The 16,581-nt window shown below is 67.8% G+C and carries 12 protein-coding genes; 7 read left to right on the forward strand and 5 right to left on the reverse strand.

Annotated features, from left to right (window positions below):
• Positions 1-118: 118 nt before the first annotated feature.
• Positions 119-1,402: a C4-dicarboxylate ABC transporter substrate-binding protein gene (locus FM105_RS13760; RefSeq protein ID WP_179207200.1), complete on the reverse strand. Its 1,284-nt coding sequence runs from the start codon at positions 1,400-1,402 to the stop codon at positions 119-121.
• 298 nt (positions 1,403-1,700) lie between these two features.
• Between FM105_RS13760 and FM105_RS13765 the strand changes: the two genes are divergently transcribed.
• Positions 1,701-2,969, forward strand: a complete 1,269-nt coding sequence (locus tag FM105_RS13765; RefSeq protein WP_179207201.1) for a hypothetical protein — start codon at positions 1,701-1,703, stop codon at positions 2,967-2,969.
• A 70-nt stretch (positions 2,970-3,039) separates the two neighbouring features.
• A complete protein-coding gene (locus FM105_RS13770; protein WP_218777962.1) occupies positions 3,040-4,707 on the forward strand; it encodes an AMP-binding protein in 1,668 nt (555 codons plus the stop codon).
• Positions 4,708-4,943: 236 nt separating this feature from the next.
• On the opposite strand, the gene FM105_RS13775 is transcribed toward FM105_RS13770, so the two are convergent.
• Positions 4,944-6,569, reverse strand: coding sequence for an AMP-binding protein (locus tag FM105_RS13775; RefSeq protein WP_218777963.1), 1,626 nt, complete (start codon positions 6,567-6,569; stop codon positions 4,944-4,946).
• 200 nt (positions 6,570-6,769) lie between these two features.
• Between FM105_RS13775 and FM105_RS13780 the strand changes: the two genes are divergently transcribed.
• The gene (locus FM105_RS13780; RefSeq protein ID WP_087009167.1) at positions 6,770-8,710 is read left to right on the forward strand and encodes an acetate--CoA ligase; all 1,941 of its coding nucleotides are present in this window, start codon (positions 6,770-6,772) and stop codon (positions 8,708-8,710) included.
• On the opposite strand, the gene FM105_RS13785 is transcribed toward FM105_RS13780, so the two are convergent.
• Positions 8,691-10,721: an ABC transporter ATP-binding protein gene (locus FM105_RS13785; protein ID WP_087009169.1), complete on the reverse strand. Its 2,031-nt coding sequence runs from the start codon at positions 10,719-10,721 to the stop codon at positions 8,691-8,693. The two genes, FM105_RS13780 and FM105_RS13785, sit on opposite strands and share 20 nt — an antisense overlap.
• Complete coding sequence (locus FM105_RS13790; protein WP_087009171.1) at positions 10,718-12,475, reverse strand: ABC transporter ATP-binding protein; 1,758 nt, start codon at positions 12,473-12,475, stop codon at positions 10,718-10,720. Before FM105_RS13790 ends, FM105_RS13785 begins: the two co-directional genes overlap by 4 nt.
• Positions 12,476-13,030: 555 nt before the next feature.
• Here FM105_RS13790 and FM105_RS13795 point away from each other — a divergent pair.
• The 3 genes from FM105_RS13795 (at position 13,031) to FM105_RS13805 (ending at position 15,407) form a co-directional block, all read left to right on the forward strand.
• Positions 13,031-13,645, forward strand: a complete 615-nt coding sequence (locus tag FM105_RS13795; protein ID WP_256970420.1) for a peptidoglycan-binding protein — start codon at positions 13,031-13,033, stop codon at positions 13,643-13,645.
• 86 nt (positions 13,646-13,731) lie between these two features.
• Positions 13,732-14,424: a cell wall-associated hydrolase gene (locus tag FM105_RS14740; protein ID WP_179207202.1), complete on the forward strand. Its 693-nt coding sequence runs from the start codon at positions 13,732-13,734 to the stop codon at positions 14,422-14,424.
• 404 nt (positions 14,425-14,828) lie between these two features.
• The gene (locus FM105_RS13805; protein WP_087009174.1) at positions 14,829-15,407 is read left to right on the forward strand and encodes a hypothetical protein; all 579 of its coding nucleotides are present in this window, start codon (positions 14,829-14,831) and stop codon (positions 15,405-15,407) included.
• A gap of 97 nt (positions 15,408-15,504) precedes the next feature.
• Here FM105_RS13805 and FM105_RS13810 read toward each other — a convergent pair whose 3' ends face one another.
• Positions 15,505-15,879, reverse strand: coding sequence for a hypothetical protein (locus FM105_RS13810; RefSeq protein WP_087009176.1), 375 nt, complete (start codon positions 15,877-15,879; stop codon positions 15,505-15,507).
• Between the two features lie 107 nt (positions 15,880-15,986).
• Between FM105_RS13810 and FM105_RS15020 the strand changes: the two genes are divergently transcribed.
• On the forward strand, positions 15,987-16,451 hold the full coding sequence (locus tag FM105_RS15020) for an ArsR/SmtB family transcription factor (protein ID WP_087009179.1): 465 nt from the start codon (positions 15,987-15,989) through the stop codon (positions 16,449-16,451).
• Positions 16,452-16,581 lie beyond the last annotated feature (130 nt).

Consider the following 16,581-nt stretch of genomic DNA (forward strand, 5'->3'; position numbering starts at 1 on the left):
TCGAGCGGGGCGGGGCCGAGGCCATTCTGCCGAAACACCGGTTGCGTGTTCCGGACACCGCGCCAGAACACGGTGGGTGGAACACGGGACCGGTGTCTCGTGCAGGCGAGTCTCTGTGTCAGCTCGGACGATGAGGCAGGTAGATCTCCTCGAACATCCGCTCGCCGAAGGTGGTCAGGTCGACCGGCTCAGCTGCGAAGTCCTCGGCGAAGCCGACGTAGTCCCCCGTGTCCTCGTGCCCCTCCTCCTCAGCGATCGTGAGCCACCTGTCATACGCGTCATCCAGCCGCGCGGCCGCGTCCTCACCGTCCAGCGCATCCGAGCCGGCGGTCTCCTCACGCAGGGCGCCGATCGCGCCGGACAGCGTCTCCTCCGCGTCGCCCTCGAGACGACGGATATCGCCTCCGTTCTGCCCGACCATCTCGACGGCGTCCGCGGAGAACGCGACGGCCGCTTCCAGGCTCCGGGCGTTGCTCTGCGCATAGGCGTCGAACACGACCTGCTGCGCCGCCAGCGGCAGGTTCTGATATCCGGGGCCGGCCACGACCGCTGTCGGGCTGCGTCCCCACGCCGCATCGTTCGGCAGAGTGACGTGCGGCGCGACCTCGAGGAAGCCGTACTCGGCTCCGATCCGCAAGCCGCCGAGCGTGCAGTCGATGGTGTTCCGCTGCAGGGCCTCGTACGCCTCCACGAACTGCATCGACACCGGCGAGGCTCCCATGTCCTCCACGATCGCGAGGTCTGCGGCGGATCCGACCCGGATCTGCTTGCCCTCGAAGTCGTCGAGGCTCGTCACCGGTTCCGTGCACATCAGCGCGTTCGACGTCTCGAACATGACCGGTCGCAGGACGGACACGCCCAGGGCGTCGTAGTTCTCGATGATCTCCGGCGTGTTCCAGGCGACCTCCATCATCGCCGCGGTCGTGGAGACCTCCGTGACGTACGGGCTCGCGGGAGGACCCGGCGCGAGGTTGATGAGTTCGTTGACCGCCTCGTACTTGCTGGGCGTGTAGATCGGGATCTCGACCCCGATGTCGATCCGTCCGTCCGCAGCCGCCTCGGAGACCTCGTCGAACGCCGCGACGGCCTGGCCCCACACCGGCTCCAGGGTGACCTTGCCGCCGGACATCTCCGCGACCTGATCGATGAAGGCCTGCTCCGCCTCGCCCGTGTGGCCCTGAGCCGACTGGGCGCCGGGCTGGTAGGTCAGGGCGACGGGGTCCATGTCAGCGAGTGCTTCCTGATACTCCTCCGGCGTCGCACCGAACGCGACACCGGGTCCGGCGCCTGAACCCGAATCCGAGCCGGAGTCCGAGCCCGCTGCCGAACCCGCGCAACCGGCCAATCCTGTCAGTGCGGCGACGCTCAGGACGGCGAGGGCGCGCGTGATGGGGGTCTGCAATGAAGTCTCCATTCGTCGTTGAATGCGGTCGCGGCTCGACCCGAGGTTTCTGGTCGCCGAGCGTCCGACTCGAGACACTGACCGATCGTTCGGCAAGCTGCTCGTGATTCAGAACACTAATGCAGGCACCGTAGTTGATCAAACGAATGTTCAGTCAGGAGTGCCCTGCCGTTCCGGCCCCTGCCCGTCCACCGCTCGCAGCGCACCTCGTGACATCGGATCGCGCAGCCGGTATGGTGCAGACCACGAGCATCGAACGAATGTTCAATCAGGACCACTCATTCAAGGGAGAATGACGATGGCCATACAGACACGGCCCCTCTTGGCACTGAGCGCCTCCCTCGCTGGACTCGCACTGGTGAGCGGCTGCGCAGGCGGCGTGAGCACATCGGACGAAGGCAGCGGAGACTCCGTCGAGTTCGGCTCCGACCCCCAGGCGTTCCAGGACGCCCTCGCCGACATGGACCCCGTCGAACTCACCTTCCAGGCGGGAAGCAGCAACGGCACCGATCACACCGGACTGCGGGAGCAGGACTTCGTCGACGCGATCGAGGAGATCTCCGGCGGGAAGATCACCATCAACACGGTGTGGGGACAGCCCATCGCCCCGTACGACGAGGTGACGGAGGCCGTGGCGGACGGCCGCATCGACATCGGACTGGAGATCCCCATCTACACCCCTGCGAAGTATCCCGCGATCACCTCCCTCATCAACATCGCCCCCACAGCACCCGCAGACCCGTACTTCTACGAGATGGTGACGACCGCGGCGGCGCAGGATGTCGCGTGGAGCACGGAGGAGATCCTCGACGACTACCGGGACAAGGGCGCCAATGTGCTCGTCCCACTGGAGTTCGAGTACTCCGGTGCGCTCGCGTGCACGGAGCCGGTGACGTCCTCGGACGAGCTGGACGGCAAGCAGCTGCGCGTCGCGTCCGCCGCGGACTTCGCGATCGCGGAGGCGCTGGGTGCCACTCCGGTGTCCATGCAGTACGTGGAGACGTACGAGGCGCTGCAGCGCAACACGATCGACTGCACGTTCGGCGCGCTGAAGATCCAGACGGGCTCCGGCTTCCTCGAGGTCGCGCCCTATGTCGCGTTCCCCACGGAGTCCTCGTTCTCACGGAATCCCACCTCGATCCTCACGGGGCAGCAGATCGAAGCGCTGCCTGTGGCCGCGCAGCAGCTGATCTTCGACCAGGCTCTGGTGTACTTCACCGGGCACCATGAGGCGAAGGCGAAGTACAACAGCGAGTCGATCGCGGACATCGACGCGCACGGCGGCGACGTGATGCAGCTCGACGCCGATGCGGAGGCGGATCTTGCCACCGCCCTCGACGGACTGCGGCAGCAGACGGTCGAGACGGATGCACTCGACGGTGAGGCGCTCATCACGGACTTCGATGCGGCGCTCGAGAAGTGGGAGGGCGTTGCAGAGGAGCTCGGCTACGCACCCAGCGGCGACTACCGGGAGTTCGCAGAGACGTTCGACGAGGATCCGTTCACAGTCGAGGACTTCGCCCAACGGGTCTTCGAGGACGTCTACCTCCCCCACCGTCCCAGCTGACACGTCTGGTCGTGGCCGCAGCAGCGACCACGACAACACCTTCCACCCCCCCCCATCATGAGGAGAAGCAGTGCCCCCTGCGCACACCCCGACCGTCCCGCACCCGTCCGCCGACACGGCCGACGAGGCTCTGCCGGGCACACACGTCCCTCACCCCGCGGCCACAGTCGCCTCCCGGCTCAGCCGGTCGCCATCGCTCATCGCTCGCCTCCTGCGACACGCGCACGAGGTGCCGGACCGCCCAGCACTGCGCTACCAGGGATCGGAGACGTCCTGGGAAGAGCATCGTGATGCGGTCCTCAGGACGGCTCACGATCTCCGCGACCGAGGAGTGGGTCCGGGTGACCGCGTCGCCCTCCTCCTCACGAACCGGCCGGAGTTCCTCACCGTCACCCACGCCGCAGCCGCGATCGGGGCGATCACGGTTCCGGTGAACTTTCGCCTCACCGCGGAAGAAGTCTCCTTCATCCTCGGTCATTCGTCGCCGCGGGTCCTCGTCACAGAGCCCCAGACGCGGTCACTCGCGGAGAACGCGGTGGCTCATCGCCCTGATTCGACCGGTCCGATGGTCCCCGCTGCAGCTTCCGCCGCGGCCCCGGCCCTGCTCGACTGCACTGACGACTGGCTCACACGGGTGACAGCCGATGGCACACCGTTGGCCGTCGACGAGATCCACATCCCGCACGATGACGACGACTATGCGATCCTCTACACCTCGGGAACCACTGGGCGGCCGAAGGGGGCGGTCCTCTCGCACCTCAACCTCTACAACGGAGGGGTGCAGAACGGGCTGCGCTGGGGCGCCGACGACACGAGCACCGTCATGCTCGCACCGCCACTCTTCCATGTGGGCTCATTCATGTCCTCCCATGCCGCATTGGCGGCCGGGGCAGCCTCGCTCGTCATCCCCAGTGCCGGGTTCGACGCCGCGACGACGCTGACAACGATGCAGGACGAGGATGTCACCTCCGCGTTCATGGTTCCCCAGCAGTGGCACCTCCTGTGCGACGAGATCGAACGCCGAGGCGACTCCGGACTCTCCCTCACCCACGCCTCGTGGGGCGGCGCACCGGCCACGGAGAAGCTCCTGCGTCGGATGGCCTCGTGCATGCCGAAGGCACAGATCACCGCCGTATTCGGGCAGACCGAGACCTGCGGGACAGCCGTGAGCCTGGCGTTCGAGGACTCGCTCACGAAGATCGGTTCCGTCGGCAGGCCGACAGCGGAGACATGGATCCGCATCGTCGACCCCAGCATGAACGATGTGGGCGTCAACGAGGTGGGGGAGATCGTCTATCGCGGCACGTGCGTCATGAACCGCTACTGGGACGACCCTGCCGCCACTGCTGAAGCCTTCGCCGGCGGCTGGTTCCACTCCGGCGATCTGGTCCGTCGCGACGCGGACGGTTTCCTCTACGTCGTCGACCGCATCAAGGACATGATCATCTCCGGCGGCGAGAACATCTACTGCGCTGAGATCGAGAACGCACTGAGTTGGCACCCCGACCTGGCGGAGGTCACTGTCGTGGGCCGCCCGGATGACGTCTGGGGCGAGGTACCCGTCGCCTGCATCGTGCCGGTCGAGGGCGCCGCGGCACCGACACTGGCGGACGTCCGCGGATTCCTCAACGATCGACTGGCCCGGTACAAGCATCCGAAGGACCTCGTCGTGCTCGACCAGCTGCCCCGCACCGGCATGGGCAAGATCCACAAGACGGTACTGCGAGGGTCAGTGTGATGAGCACGCCGACCCCGCCGAAGGGCCGAAACCGCAGCAGCTGACGCCGCGCGGTGTGCACGCCGGCGAGGAGGCCTGCAGGCGCGTCGTAGCACCGCGCACACCGCTGGCACCGACCACGGCGAGGGACGGGCTGAGGGTTCGAGGGACGGTCGAGTACGGCTGTCCCTCGAACCCTCAGCTCGTCCCTCGCGAGATGGGGCCTGGCGGGGCAGGGCCTGGCGGAGGCCCGTACCTCACCCCTCCGGGACGAACTCCTTGCGGAGCAGGTGCTTCTGCAGCTTGCCGGAGGCATTGCGGGGCAGTTCCGCGACGACCTCCAGCTTGGTGGGCTTCTTGAACGACGCGATCCGGTCGGAGATGAACGCCTGGACCTCCTCGAGCGTGGGCGGGTCCTCCGGGTCGGCCGGCGCCACGATCGCCAGGGGGGTCTCGACCCACTTTGCGTCCGGGACGCCGATCACGCTCGCGTCCGCGACCTTCGGGTGCGCGGCGACGGCCTGCTCGACCTCGACGGACGAGATGTTCTCGCCGCCGGAGATGATGATGTCCTTCGCCCGGTCGACCACGTAGTAGAACCCCTCGTCGTCCACCTGCACCAGGTCACCCGAGTGGAACCAGCCGCCCGCGGCCGCTTCCTCCGTCTGCTCGGGCTTGTTCCAGTAGCCCTGCATGTAGCCGGGCCCCCGGTAGACGATCTCGCCGGTCTCACCCTGCGCCACGTCGTCGCCCATCGCGTCGACGACCCGGGCCGCGACCATCCCGATCGGCTTGCCGACGGAGCCCATCTTCCGGAACGAGTCCTCCCCCGTGAGCGCGCAGGTCGTGGGTGACATCTCCGTCTGGCCGAAGGCCGCGGAGATCACCGCGTTCGGGAAGGTGTCCGCCATGAGCTGGAGGGTTTCGCGACTGGCCGGCGATGCACCCCACGAGACTGCGTCGAGCGGCAGGTTCCGCTCGCGGATGCCGGGCAGGGAGCACAGCGCCTGCCAGAGCGTGGGCACGAGGAAGAGCTTCGTGACATTCTCCGCTTCGATGAGGTCGGCCAGCGCCTCGATCTTCATGAGCACCTGCGGCGGCGCGATGACGGTCTTCGTCCCGTTGAAGAAGGCGGGATAGAGGAAGCCCAGCCCCGCGATGTGGAAGAGCGGGACGACGATCATCGCCGTCTCACTGCCCGAGCCCGCGGGGCCCAGTCGATTCGTGTTGATCGTCTGCGCCGCGAAGTTCAGGTGGGTGAGCATCGCGCCCTTGGGCGCCGAGGTCGTGCCGGACGTGTAGACGATGAGCGCGGTGTCCGACTCCGCGACGTCGACGGACCGATGCGTCCGTCCGGACGACGCGATCTGCTCGAACTGCTCGCCGAAGCCGATGAGCGGGATCACCCCCGCCTCCGGCGCATCCGCGAGGATCCCGGCCCCCATCTGGTCCGCGAAGCCAACCTTCGCCCCGCTGTCCGTGACGAGGTAGTCGACCTCTGCGGCGACCGATCGGATGTTGAGGGGGACGGCGATGCCGCCCACGGTGTTGATCGCGAGGAGTGCAGTCGCGTAGGAGACGCTGTTGAGGCTCAGGATGAAGACCCGATCGCCCGGGGCCACACCCCGCTCCTGCAGGTCCGCGGCGACGGCGCTCACCCGGGCGTCCAGCTGCCCCCAGGTCACGGTGCCGCCCGCCCCGGTGAGCGCGACGTCATCCGTGCGGCTGTGCGCGTGCAGGCTCAGCATGTTCATCCAGTGCAGCCGCCGGCTGGCGGCCAGCTGCTCGTCCTGCGTGAGGTCTTCCAGCGCCGACGCGGCACTGCCCGCGGACGTTTCGGCGGACACGGCGGTGCGGACTGCGCGCTGCGGGCTCTGCATCATGGTTTCGCTCTCCTTTGAACGATCGTTCAGTGCTGCGTGTGACTCAAGACTAGAGCCTCCGCGGGTCTCAGACAACAGTCACCTCGCAGGTCCCGGCACGATCGCTCGCGACTGCGCGCCGGCCGCACGGCGATCCGCCGCGCGACGGCGGTGCAACGTGCCGCAGGGCACGCACGCACGGCCGGGCGTAGAGTGAGAGTATGACGCAGAGCACACCCGCCGCACACGACGACGAGCAGCGCACCTACGCCTCCGTGGCGCAGGCCGCCGCAGAGGATCCGAAGGCGTTCTGGCTGGGCGCCGCGCAGGCGATCGACTGGGTCACCTCCCCCACGCAGGCGCTCGACGACGCGAACGCGCCCATCTACCGGTGGTTCCCCGACGGGACCCTCAACGTCTGCGCGAACGCGCTCGACCGGCACGTGGAGATGGGCAACGGCGAGCGCGTGGCGCTCGTGTACGACTCCCCCGTGACGGACACCGTGCGCGAGTACACGTTCACAGCGCTCCTCGACGAGGTCTCCCGCTTCGCCAGGGCACTCGCCGACCGCGGGATCACGAAGGGCGACCGCGTCGTCATCTACATGCCCATGGTGCCGGAAGCCGCGATCGCGATGCTCGCGTGTGCGCGACTGGGCGCCGTGCATTCGGTCGTCTTCGGCGGCTTCGCGGCCAACGAACTGGCGGTGCGCATCGACGACCTGCGGCCCAAGGCCGTCATCAGCTCCTCCTGCGGCATCGAGAAGACCCGCATCATCGAGTACAAGCCGCTGCTCGACGAGGCCCTGCGGATCGCCACGGCCCAGCCGGAGTTCAGCGTCGTCGTCCAGCGCGAGCAGCATCGCGCGGAGCTGAGGGACGGCTTCGACCTCGACTACGCCGACCTGCTGGCCGCCACGCCTGAGGGCATCGACCCGGTGCCCGTGCTGGCGACGGACCCGCTCTACGTGCTCTACACATCCGGGACGACCGGCAAGCCCAAGGGCATCCTGCGCGATGCGGGCGGCTATGCGGTCGCGCTCCAGTGGTCGATGGGCAATCTCTTCGGACTGCAGCCCGGCGACACGATGTTCACCGCGTCGGACGTCGGCTGGGTCGTGGGGCACTCCTACATCGTCTATGCGCCGCTCCTCGCCGGGGTGACCACCGTCCTCTACGAGGGCAAGCCAGTCGGCACTCCCGATGCCAGCGCGTTCTACCGCGTCATGGACCAGCACGACGTGAACGTCTTCTTCACCGCGCCCACGGCGATGCGCGTCGTCCGGAAGGAGGACCCGGACGCCGAGCATGCGAGGACCGCGGACCTTTCCGCCCTGCGTGCGGTGTTCCTCGCGGGCGAGCGCCTCGATCCGGACACCTACGAGTGGACGACGAAGACCATGGCGGAGGCCACGGGCAGGGACATCCCCGTCGTCGACAACTGGTGGCAGACGGAGACGGGCTGGCCCATCGCCGCGAACCCGCTGGGGATCGAGCGCCTGCCGCTCAAGGCGGGCTCACCGACCGTGCCGACACCGGGCTACCGCCTGCGCGTCGTCGATCCGGCAGGCAACGACGTGCCGGCCGGCACGGAGGGGCTCATCCTCGCGGATCTCCCGCTGCCTCCGGGAACGATGGCGTCCATCTGGGGCGATGATGAGCGCTTCGTGTCCACCTACCTGTCGACGTTCGAGGGCACCTACCTCACAGGAGACTCCGGCTACCTCGACGAGGACGGGTACGTCTTCGTCATGGGACGCACCGACGACGTCATCAACGTGTCGGGCCACCGCCTCAGCACCGGCGTGCTCGAGGCCGCGATCGCCGGGCACCCCGCCGTCACCGAATGCGCGGTCATCGGCGTCCACGACGAGACCTCGGGACAGTCGCCGCGCGCGTTCGTCGTGCTGTCGCCGAACGCGGATCCGGAAACGATCTCCCAGGAGCTCGTCGCACTGGTCCGCAGTGAGGTGGGTCCCGTCGCCGCACTCCGGCGCGTCGACGTCGTCGACGCCCTTCCCAAGACCCGGTCGGGGAAGATCCTGCGGAAGACGATGCGCCAGATCTCTGACGGCGAGGGCGACGTGGTCGTCCCGTCGACGATCGAGGACCCGTCGGTGCTCGACGCGATGCGCGCGACCCTCAGTCGCCGGGCGGAGTGACGCCGGTCGCCTCCTCGGCATCCATGTCCACGCCCTGCGTGAACTGGGACATGTAGAGACGGTGGTAGGCGCCTTCGGCGGCCAGCAGCTGTTCGTGGTCGCCCTGCTCGACGATGTCGCCGTCCTCCATCACGAGGATCGTGTCCGCGTCGCGGATCGTCGAGAGGCGGTGGGCGATCACGAACGATGTGCGGTCAGTCCGCAGCGCGGCCATCGCCTCCTGCACGAGCACCTCCGTGCGGGTGTCCACCGATGACGTCGCCTCGTCGAGGATGAGCAGTGCGGGCTGGGCCAGGAACGCGCGTGCGATGGTGATGAGCTGGCGTTCGCCCGCGGACACGTTCGCTCCGCCGTCTTCGATCTTAGTGTCGTAGCCGTCCGGAAGAGTCTGCACGAAGCGGTCGACGAAGGTCGCCTTCGCCGCGACTGCGACCTCGTCGTCCGTGGCGTCGAGTCGCCCGTACCGGATGTTGTCGCGGATGGTCCCGCCGAACAGCACTGCGTCCTGCAGCACCATCCCGATCTGACCGCGCAGCACCCCGCGGTCGAGCGTGCTGATATCGACGCCGTCCAGCAGGATCCGGCCGGCGTCGATGTCATAGAAGCGCATGAGCAGATTCACGAGCGTGGTCTTGCCGGCGCCGGTCGGTCCGACGATCGCGACCGTCTGACCGGGCTCCGCGACGATGGATAGATCCGAGATGAGCGACTTCTCCGAGGTGTATGAGAAGGCCACATGCTCGAACTCCACCCGACCCTGCACCGGCTGTTCCAACTCCGCTGGCTGCGGCTCGTTCGGATCCAGCGCTCCAGCCGCGGCCTGCTGCGACAGATCGTCCTCCTGCTCATCCGCATCGAGCAGTTCGAAGATCCGTTCAGCAGACGCCACACCGGAGATGAGCATGTTCGCCATGCCCGCCATCTCCCCGAGCGGAGCGTTGAATTCGCGCGAGTACTGGATGAAGGCGGTGACCTGCCCCAGCGACATCTGCCCGGACGCGACGCGCAGCCCGCCCACCAGGGCGATGCCCACGTAGCCCAGGTATGTCACCCACTGCATGATCGGCATTATCATCCCGGAGTAGAACTGCGCGCGGAAGGACGCCTCGTAGAGGTCCTCGTTCCTCTCGTCGAACGTTCCGCGCATCGCCTCCTGGCGGCCGAAGACCGTCACGAGGTCATGGCCGGTGAAGGATTCCTCGATATGGCCGTTGAGGCGTCCCGTGTTCTTCCACTGCGCGGCGAACAGCTTCTGCGACTTCGACCCGACGAGACCCACGACGAGCGCGGCGATCGGGAGCGCCACGAGCGCTATGACGGCGAGCCGCCAGGACAGCGCGAACATCATGATCGTGATGCCGACGATGGTGAGCACCGCGTAGAAGAGCGACGCGAACGCCTGCTGCATCGCGGTCTGCACGTTGTCGACGTCGTTCGTGGTCCGCGACAGCAGGTCGCCGCGCTGGCGCGTGTCGAAGTAGCTCAGGGGCAGCCGGTTGACCTTGGCCTCGATCCGCTGGCGCAACCGGTAGACGACCCGCATGACGATCTCGTTGAGCACGAAGCCCTGCAGCCAGTCGAACACGGAGGCCACCAGGTACATGCCGAGCACGAAGAACAGCTTCTGGGACAGCGCGACGAAGTCGATGGAGCCGTCCAGCCAGCCGTCGAAGATGACGTCCATCGCCTGACCGAGCACTGCGGGCGCCCAGACGGACAGCACTGTGGAGATGGCGCCGAAGAGCAGCACCATCGCGATCCCGGCCTTGTGGTCCGTGAGGGTCGCGAACAGGCGTCCCAGCGACGGCCAGAAGGCCTTCGCCTTCCGCGGCGCGGAACCTCCGTCGCCGGAGGCCGCGCCGGCCTCGAGTTCGGCGATCTCGTCCTCGGACACCACGACGTCCCTGGACCGACCATCGGTCGATCCCGAGGCGCGGGAGCGGTAGGCCGGCCTGCGGACGTCGGGGAACAGGTCCTCGGGCCGCGTGCGACGGTTCGTACCGGTACTCATGACACCTCCTCCGCCCGCACCTGGGAATCGACGATCTCCCTGTAGGTGTCCGAGGACTCGAGCAGTTCGGCGTGCGTGCCGCGCCCCACGATCCGTCCTTCGTCCAGCACGAGGATCTGGTCCGCCTCGGTGATCGAGGCGACGCGCTGGGCCACCATGATCGAAGTGGCGCCGTCGGTGTATCCGGGCAGCGCAGCCCGGAGGTTCGCGTCGGTCGTGACGTCCAGTGCGGAGAAGGAATCGTCGAACAGGTAGACGCGGGGCTTCGCCACGAGAGCGCGGGCGATGCACAGTCGCTGCCGCTGCCCGCCGGAGACGTTCGTGCCTCCCTGCGAGACGGAGGACTCCAGGCCGCTGCGGGCGCTCTCGCCGTCACCGGTCGTCCGGTCTGCGACGAAGTCAAGCGCCTGGGCGATGTCCAGCGCGGCCCACAGCTGGCCGTCGGTGGCCTCAGGATCGCCGAAGCGGAGGTTCTCCGCGATGGATCCGGAGAACAGGTACGGCTTCTGCGGGACCAGCCCGACCGCCTCGGTGAGGGTCTCCCGGGACAACTGTGTGACGGGCACACCGTCGACCAGGACCTCGCCCGCGGTCGCGTCGTAGAGACGGGGGATCAGGTTGACCAGGGTGGTCTTGCCCGCGCCGGTGGAGCCGATGATCGCGGTGGTCTTCCCCGCTTCGGCGGTGAAGGAGACGTCGTCGAGGACCGGGGCGTCGGCGCCCGGGTACGCGAAGGACACCCCGCGGAACTCGACGGTGCCGTCACGCCTCTGCGGGGTGGTGGGAGATGCCGGTTCCTGCACCGATCCGGTGGTCGTGAGCACTTCGCCCACGCGGCGGGCGGAGATGATCGCCCGCGGGAACATCATGAACATGAAGGTGCCCATCATGACCGCCATGAGGATCTGCAGGAGGTACTGCATGAACGCGGTGAGGGCGCCGACCTCCACGAGCCCGTCGTCGACGCGCAGGCCGCCGAACCACAGCACTGCGGCGGTGGCGAGGTGCAGCACGAGCGTGATCACCGGGCCCATAAGCACGAAGAGGCGACCGATGCTGATCGACGTCTTGGTGAGTGCGGCGTTGGCGTCGGTGAAGCGAGCTGTCTCGTGCTGCTCCCGCACGAAGGCGCGCACGACGCGGATGCCGATGATCTGCTCGCGCATCACGCCGTTCACGTCGTCGATGTTCAGCTGCATCCGCTCGAACAGCGGCATGAGTCGGCTCGCGAGCACACCGACGATGACCACCAGGAGCGGGACCGACACCCACACCAGCCATGACAGGCCGGGGTCCTCCTGGATCGCCATGACGATCCCGCCGATCGACATGATCGGAGCCATCACCATGAAGTTCAGCGCCATGAGGACGACCATCTGCACCTGCTGCACGTCGTTCGTGCCGCGGGTGATGAGCGTGGGAGCGCCGAACCGTCCCATCTCCTCAGCGGAGAATCGGTCGACGCGCAGGTAGATGGCCTGCCGGAGATCGCGGCCGATCGACATGGACATGCGGGCGCCGAACCAGACGGCCGCGATCGCGGTGACGACCTGCAGCATGGCGACGGCGAGCATGATGCCGCCGACTCGCCAGATGTAGTCGGTATCGCCGGTCGCGATGCCGTTGTCGATGATGTCCGCGTTGAGACTGGGCAGGTACAGCGTGGCCAGGGTGGCGGCCAGCTGGAGCACCAGGACGGCGAGGACATGGCCAGCATAGGGCCTGCCGTAGTGCCGGACGAGCTTCCACAGCATGGTGATGCTTCCAGATAGTGAGGATGGTCGTCTGATGAGACGACCGCGTACCATTCTGCCCTACGCGTCAAGACGGATGCACGCCGCCGAGGCCCCCTCGCCTCGTGGGATCGCACACCTTTCAACGCGAGACGGGGACGCGCGGAGACCCAGGTGCCTGACCCGACGCGGCCGCCGGGTGAGGCCGTGCGGAAACAGCACGGCCAGATGCTGATCGGCGAATGGTGAGGAGACTCCCAGTGATCCCATCGTGACCTTCTGCACATCGTCTCACCAGGGCGTCCTTCGCCGCATCACGACGCGGTCACGTCCGCGGAGACGTGGTTCACAGGAGTTCATCACACACCATTCCCCTCTCCTGACCTGGACCGTTCCAGGGCCGGCCTGGAACGGTCCAGGACGAGCAGGTCCCTTGTGCGCACCCGTCCGCTTTGCCAGCGTGGTCACCGCATCCGGATGCACCTGACACCTGCGGCGGGCTCACCGCGCGAAGCCCCGTCGCCGCACACAGAGACGACAGGAGAATCCGACATGTCGACACTGTCGACACGCCCTGTGACACGCACGGGGATCATCGCCGCAACCGTCCTGAGCGCTGGAGCCCTGGCAGCGGCCCCGCTGCTCTCCCCCTCCTCCGCGCAGGCCGCACCGTCAGCCGAGTCGACCACGGCTGCGAGCCAGACGTCCGGCAGCGCGCTCACCCCCTTCAACGCAACCGATACGGAACGGATCGAGGCCTACACGACAGTGGCGCAGCTCAGTCCCGAACAGGTCGAGAACGCCCGCACCATCATCGCCGTGGGACGAGGTGCCGACATCCCGGACCAGGGCATCGTCATCGCGCTCATGACAGCGATGCAGGAGTCGAGCATGCTGAACCTCGACTACGGGGATCGCGATTCGCTGGGCCTCTTCCAGCAGCGGCCCGAGATGGCATGGGGGACCCCGGAGGACATCATGGATCCGGTCTACTCCTCGAAGTCCTTCTACGGAGTGAACCCGGAGGGACCGAACCCCGGACTGCTGCAGATCGCCGGCTGGGAGTCCATGGCGCCGGGAGATGCCGCGCAGGCCGTCCAGAGGTCCGCGTACCCGGACCTCTATGCCCAGTGGGAGCCGCTCGCACGCGACCTGCTCTCCCAGAACGGCGACGTCGCACCCCTCACGTGACGCTTCGGACCGCACATCATGCGACTCGACACTGCACGAGACGCTTCGTCCGGCACCGCCGGACCACCCCGCAGAGGAGACATCCCATGAGCATGCAGAACGACACTCACCCCCACGCCCATCACGACACCACGATGCCTGTCACTCGACCCGCACGATCCCGCCGCATCGTGACACTCAGTGCTGCGGCAGCCGCAGCCGCTGCAGGGGTCGGGCTGCTCGCCGGACCGGCGGTCGCGGCGCCGTCCGAGCCGACCGGCACCTCGGCCTCGGCCGGCTCAGTCGCCGCCACCGGCGGCCAGGGCGCGGAGACGTCCGCGAACACCGCATCCGAGGCCCCGGTCGTCCTGGACCAGGAGAACGCGGACCAGCGCCAGGCGATCATCGACCGCGCACGGCACTGGACCAGCCAGAACATCGCGTACTCGATGTACGACTACTTCCCCGATCCGGACGGCGTGCAGTACCGGACGGACTGCTCCGGGTTCGTCTCGATGGCGTGGGGACTCGACAGCTCGCTGTCGACGGTCACGCTCCCGGACGTCGCGCATCCGATTGCCAAGGAGGATCTGCAGCCCGGCGACATCCTGCTCAAGGGCGGGCCCGGCACGGCCGGAGCCGCCGGCCACGTCACGATCTTCGAGGGGTGGACGGACGAGTCCATGACCTCGTACAACGGTCTCGAGCAGGCGGGAGCGACCGGTGCCGTGGAGCGCGAGATCGCGTACCCCTACGACCAGGATGATTCCTACGTCCCGTACCGCCTGAACGGTCTGTGACCGCTGTCGGCGAGTCAGCGGAACCCCGGGTCGCTTCGGCCCGGGGTCCCGCTGTGTCCCACTTCGTGTTGCTGTTTCTCGCCGAGTCCAGCGGTCACTGAGCGAACATGAAGCACCTTGACAGTTATCAATTCGTTATCTTCTGCGCGCCCTGTCGCGGACCGGATCGTTCCGCATCACAAAGCGGTAACGACACATCGGCGTGGCTCTCATGCTTCGTTCAGCTTTCCGGACTCGCCGCCCCCGCCGCGCCCCTCCCGCGGTCGGAAGCGGTCGAGCCGCTTGAAACCGGGGTTCTGCGGCTGTCACCGTGGTCTCCGCGTCGTCGCCCATCGACCTCGCCGAGCACGAGCACGAGCACAGCCCGTGCATCCTGAACCCCATACATCCTGAACGGAGTCCCTATGCCGGATTCGTCGCGGAAGGCCGTCACTCGCACAGGCCTCCTGGCAGCCGCCCTCACCACCGGAGCCCTCTCAGCAGGCCTCCTCCTCACACCCTCATCCGCGTTCGCGGCCCCCGCAGACAGCGGTGTCGCAGCCGCGGCGGCAGGCGTGACTGCCTCCGGCCTCTCCGAGGAGCAGGTCGACAACGCCCGGACGATCATCGGCACGGGGAAAGCCGATGACGTGTCCGACGAAGCCATCACGATCGCACTCATGACCGCGATGCAGGAGTCGGGCCTCGAGAACCTGGACGGCGGCGACCGCGACTCCGCCGGACTCTTCCAGCAGCGCCCCTCGACGGGCTGGGGCTCGCAGTCGGACGTCACGGACCCAGTCCGCGCGACCCAGTCGTTCTTCGGCACGAACGACGAGGTCGCCAATCCGGGCCTCGACGACATCGCAGGCTGGGAGGACATGAACCCGGGCGCCGCCGCGCAGGCCGTGCAGCGATCCGCGTTCCCCGATGCCTACGACAAGTGGGAAGCCCTGGCAGACGAGCTGCTCGAGGAGAACGACGACGTCGATCCCATCGACTGACCTCATGGGGCCGGTTCGGCCGTCTGGTTCGACCGACCGGCTCAGCCTGACCAGTCGGCCGAACGGGGCCGGCTGGTCCGCGGCAGGACCCTCGCGCTCAGGCGCGGGGGTCCTCGTCGTCGCTGGGGGCAGTGCCATCCGCCGCAGGCGCGGCGTCATCGGCAGCACCGGACCCGGCCTCAGCAGGCGCGGGCTCGTCCTCGACCGGACTGCCCGAGTCGCCCGACACCGTGCTGATCGCACCCACACCCTGTGCATCCTCGAGGGCGATGCGCTCCTTCTCCTCTTCGGTCAGCGAATCCTCGCGGGGATAGAGCTGCTCCCAGATGATCAGGACGCCGATCGCGATGGCGCCTCCCACCGCGCCGCGGGACAGCGGCCCCCACGGTCGGGGCCAGTCACCGAAGCCGGTCGTGGCTGACAGCAGCAGGAGCACGAGCACGGCGGCGGCGATCGCAACGATGTAACGCATGCCACAATCTTGTCAGGCGCGCGGTGGCGGGCCAAACCGGCTCGTGGTGCGGCAGCGCGGGCGACGTTCCCGGGACGATCGGCCAGCGGAGCGATACGATTCGACCCATGGTTGATCAGACACGCGGATCGCGGGACCGCGCCCGGTACTCCTCCGTCGGCGGGACAGCGGGCAGCGGTCTGCGCCGCGGCCCGACGGCGATTCCTCCCTCCGGCGCGCAGCCCGGTCCCGTCGAGATCTGCGAGCCGGAGGTCGGCGAAGTCCGCACGCCCCCCTATGACGCAGCTGCGATAGAACGGACCGCCGAGGTCTTCAAGGCTCTGGCTGCCAGCTCTCGTCTGCGCATCCTCCTCGTCCTCACCCAAGGAGAGGCGAGCGTGACGGAGATCGTCGACGAGACGGGACTGTCGCAGCCGCTCGTCTCGCAGCACCTCAAGCAGCTGCGCAGCCTGCACCTCGTCGACGTCGACCGGGTGGGGCGTGAGGCGATCTACTCCTTCAAGGACGCGCACGTGTCGCACATCCTCATCGACGCACTCGATCACGCACTGGAGCACCCCGAGGACGACTGAGCGGGCCGCCGCAGCGGTGATCCGCCGGGAGCGCGTGTCCTCGCCGGCCCCGCACGCGTCACTGTCTGACGGACGCCTCAGCTCGACTGACCCATCAATCCTGCACAGGAATCACCTGTCCCGTGTGCAG

Origin of the sequence: Brevibacterium yomogidense (assembly GCF_900163715.1) — a bacterium.
GTDB classification, from domain to species: Bacteria; Actinomycetota; Actinomycetes; order Actinomycetales; family Brevibacteriaceae; genus Brevibacterium; species Brevibacterium yomogidense_A.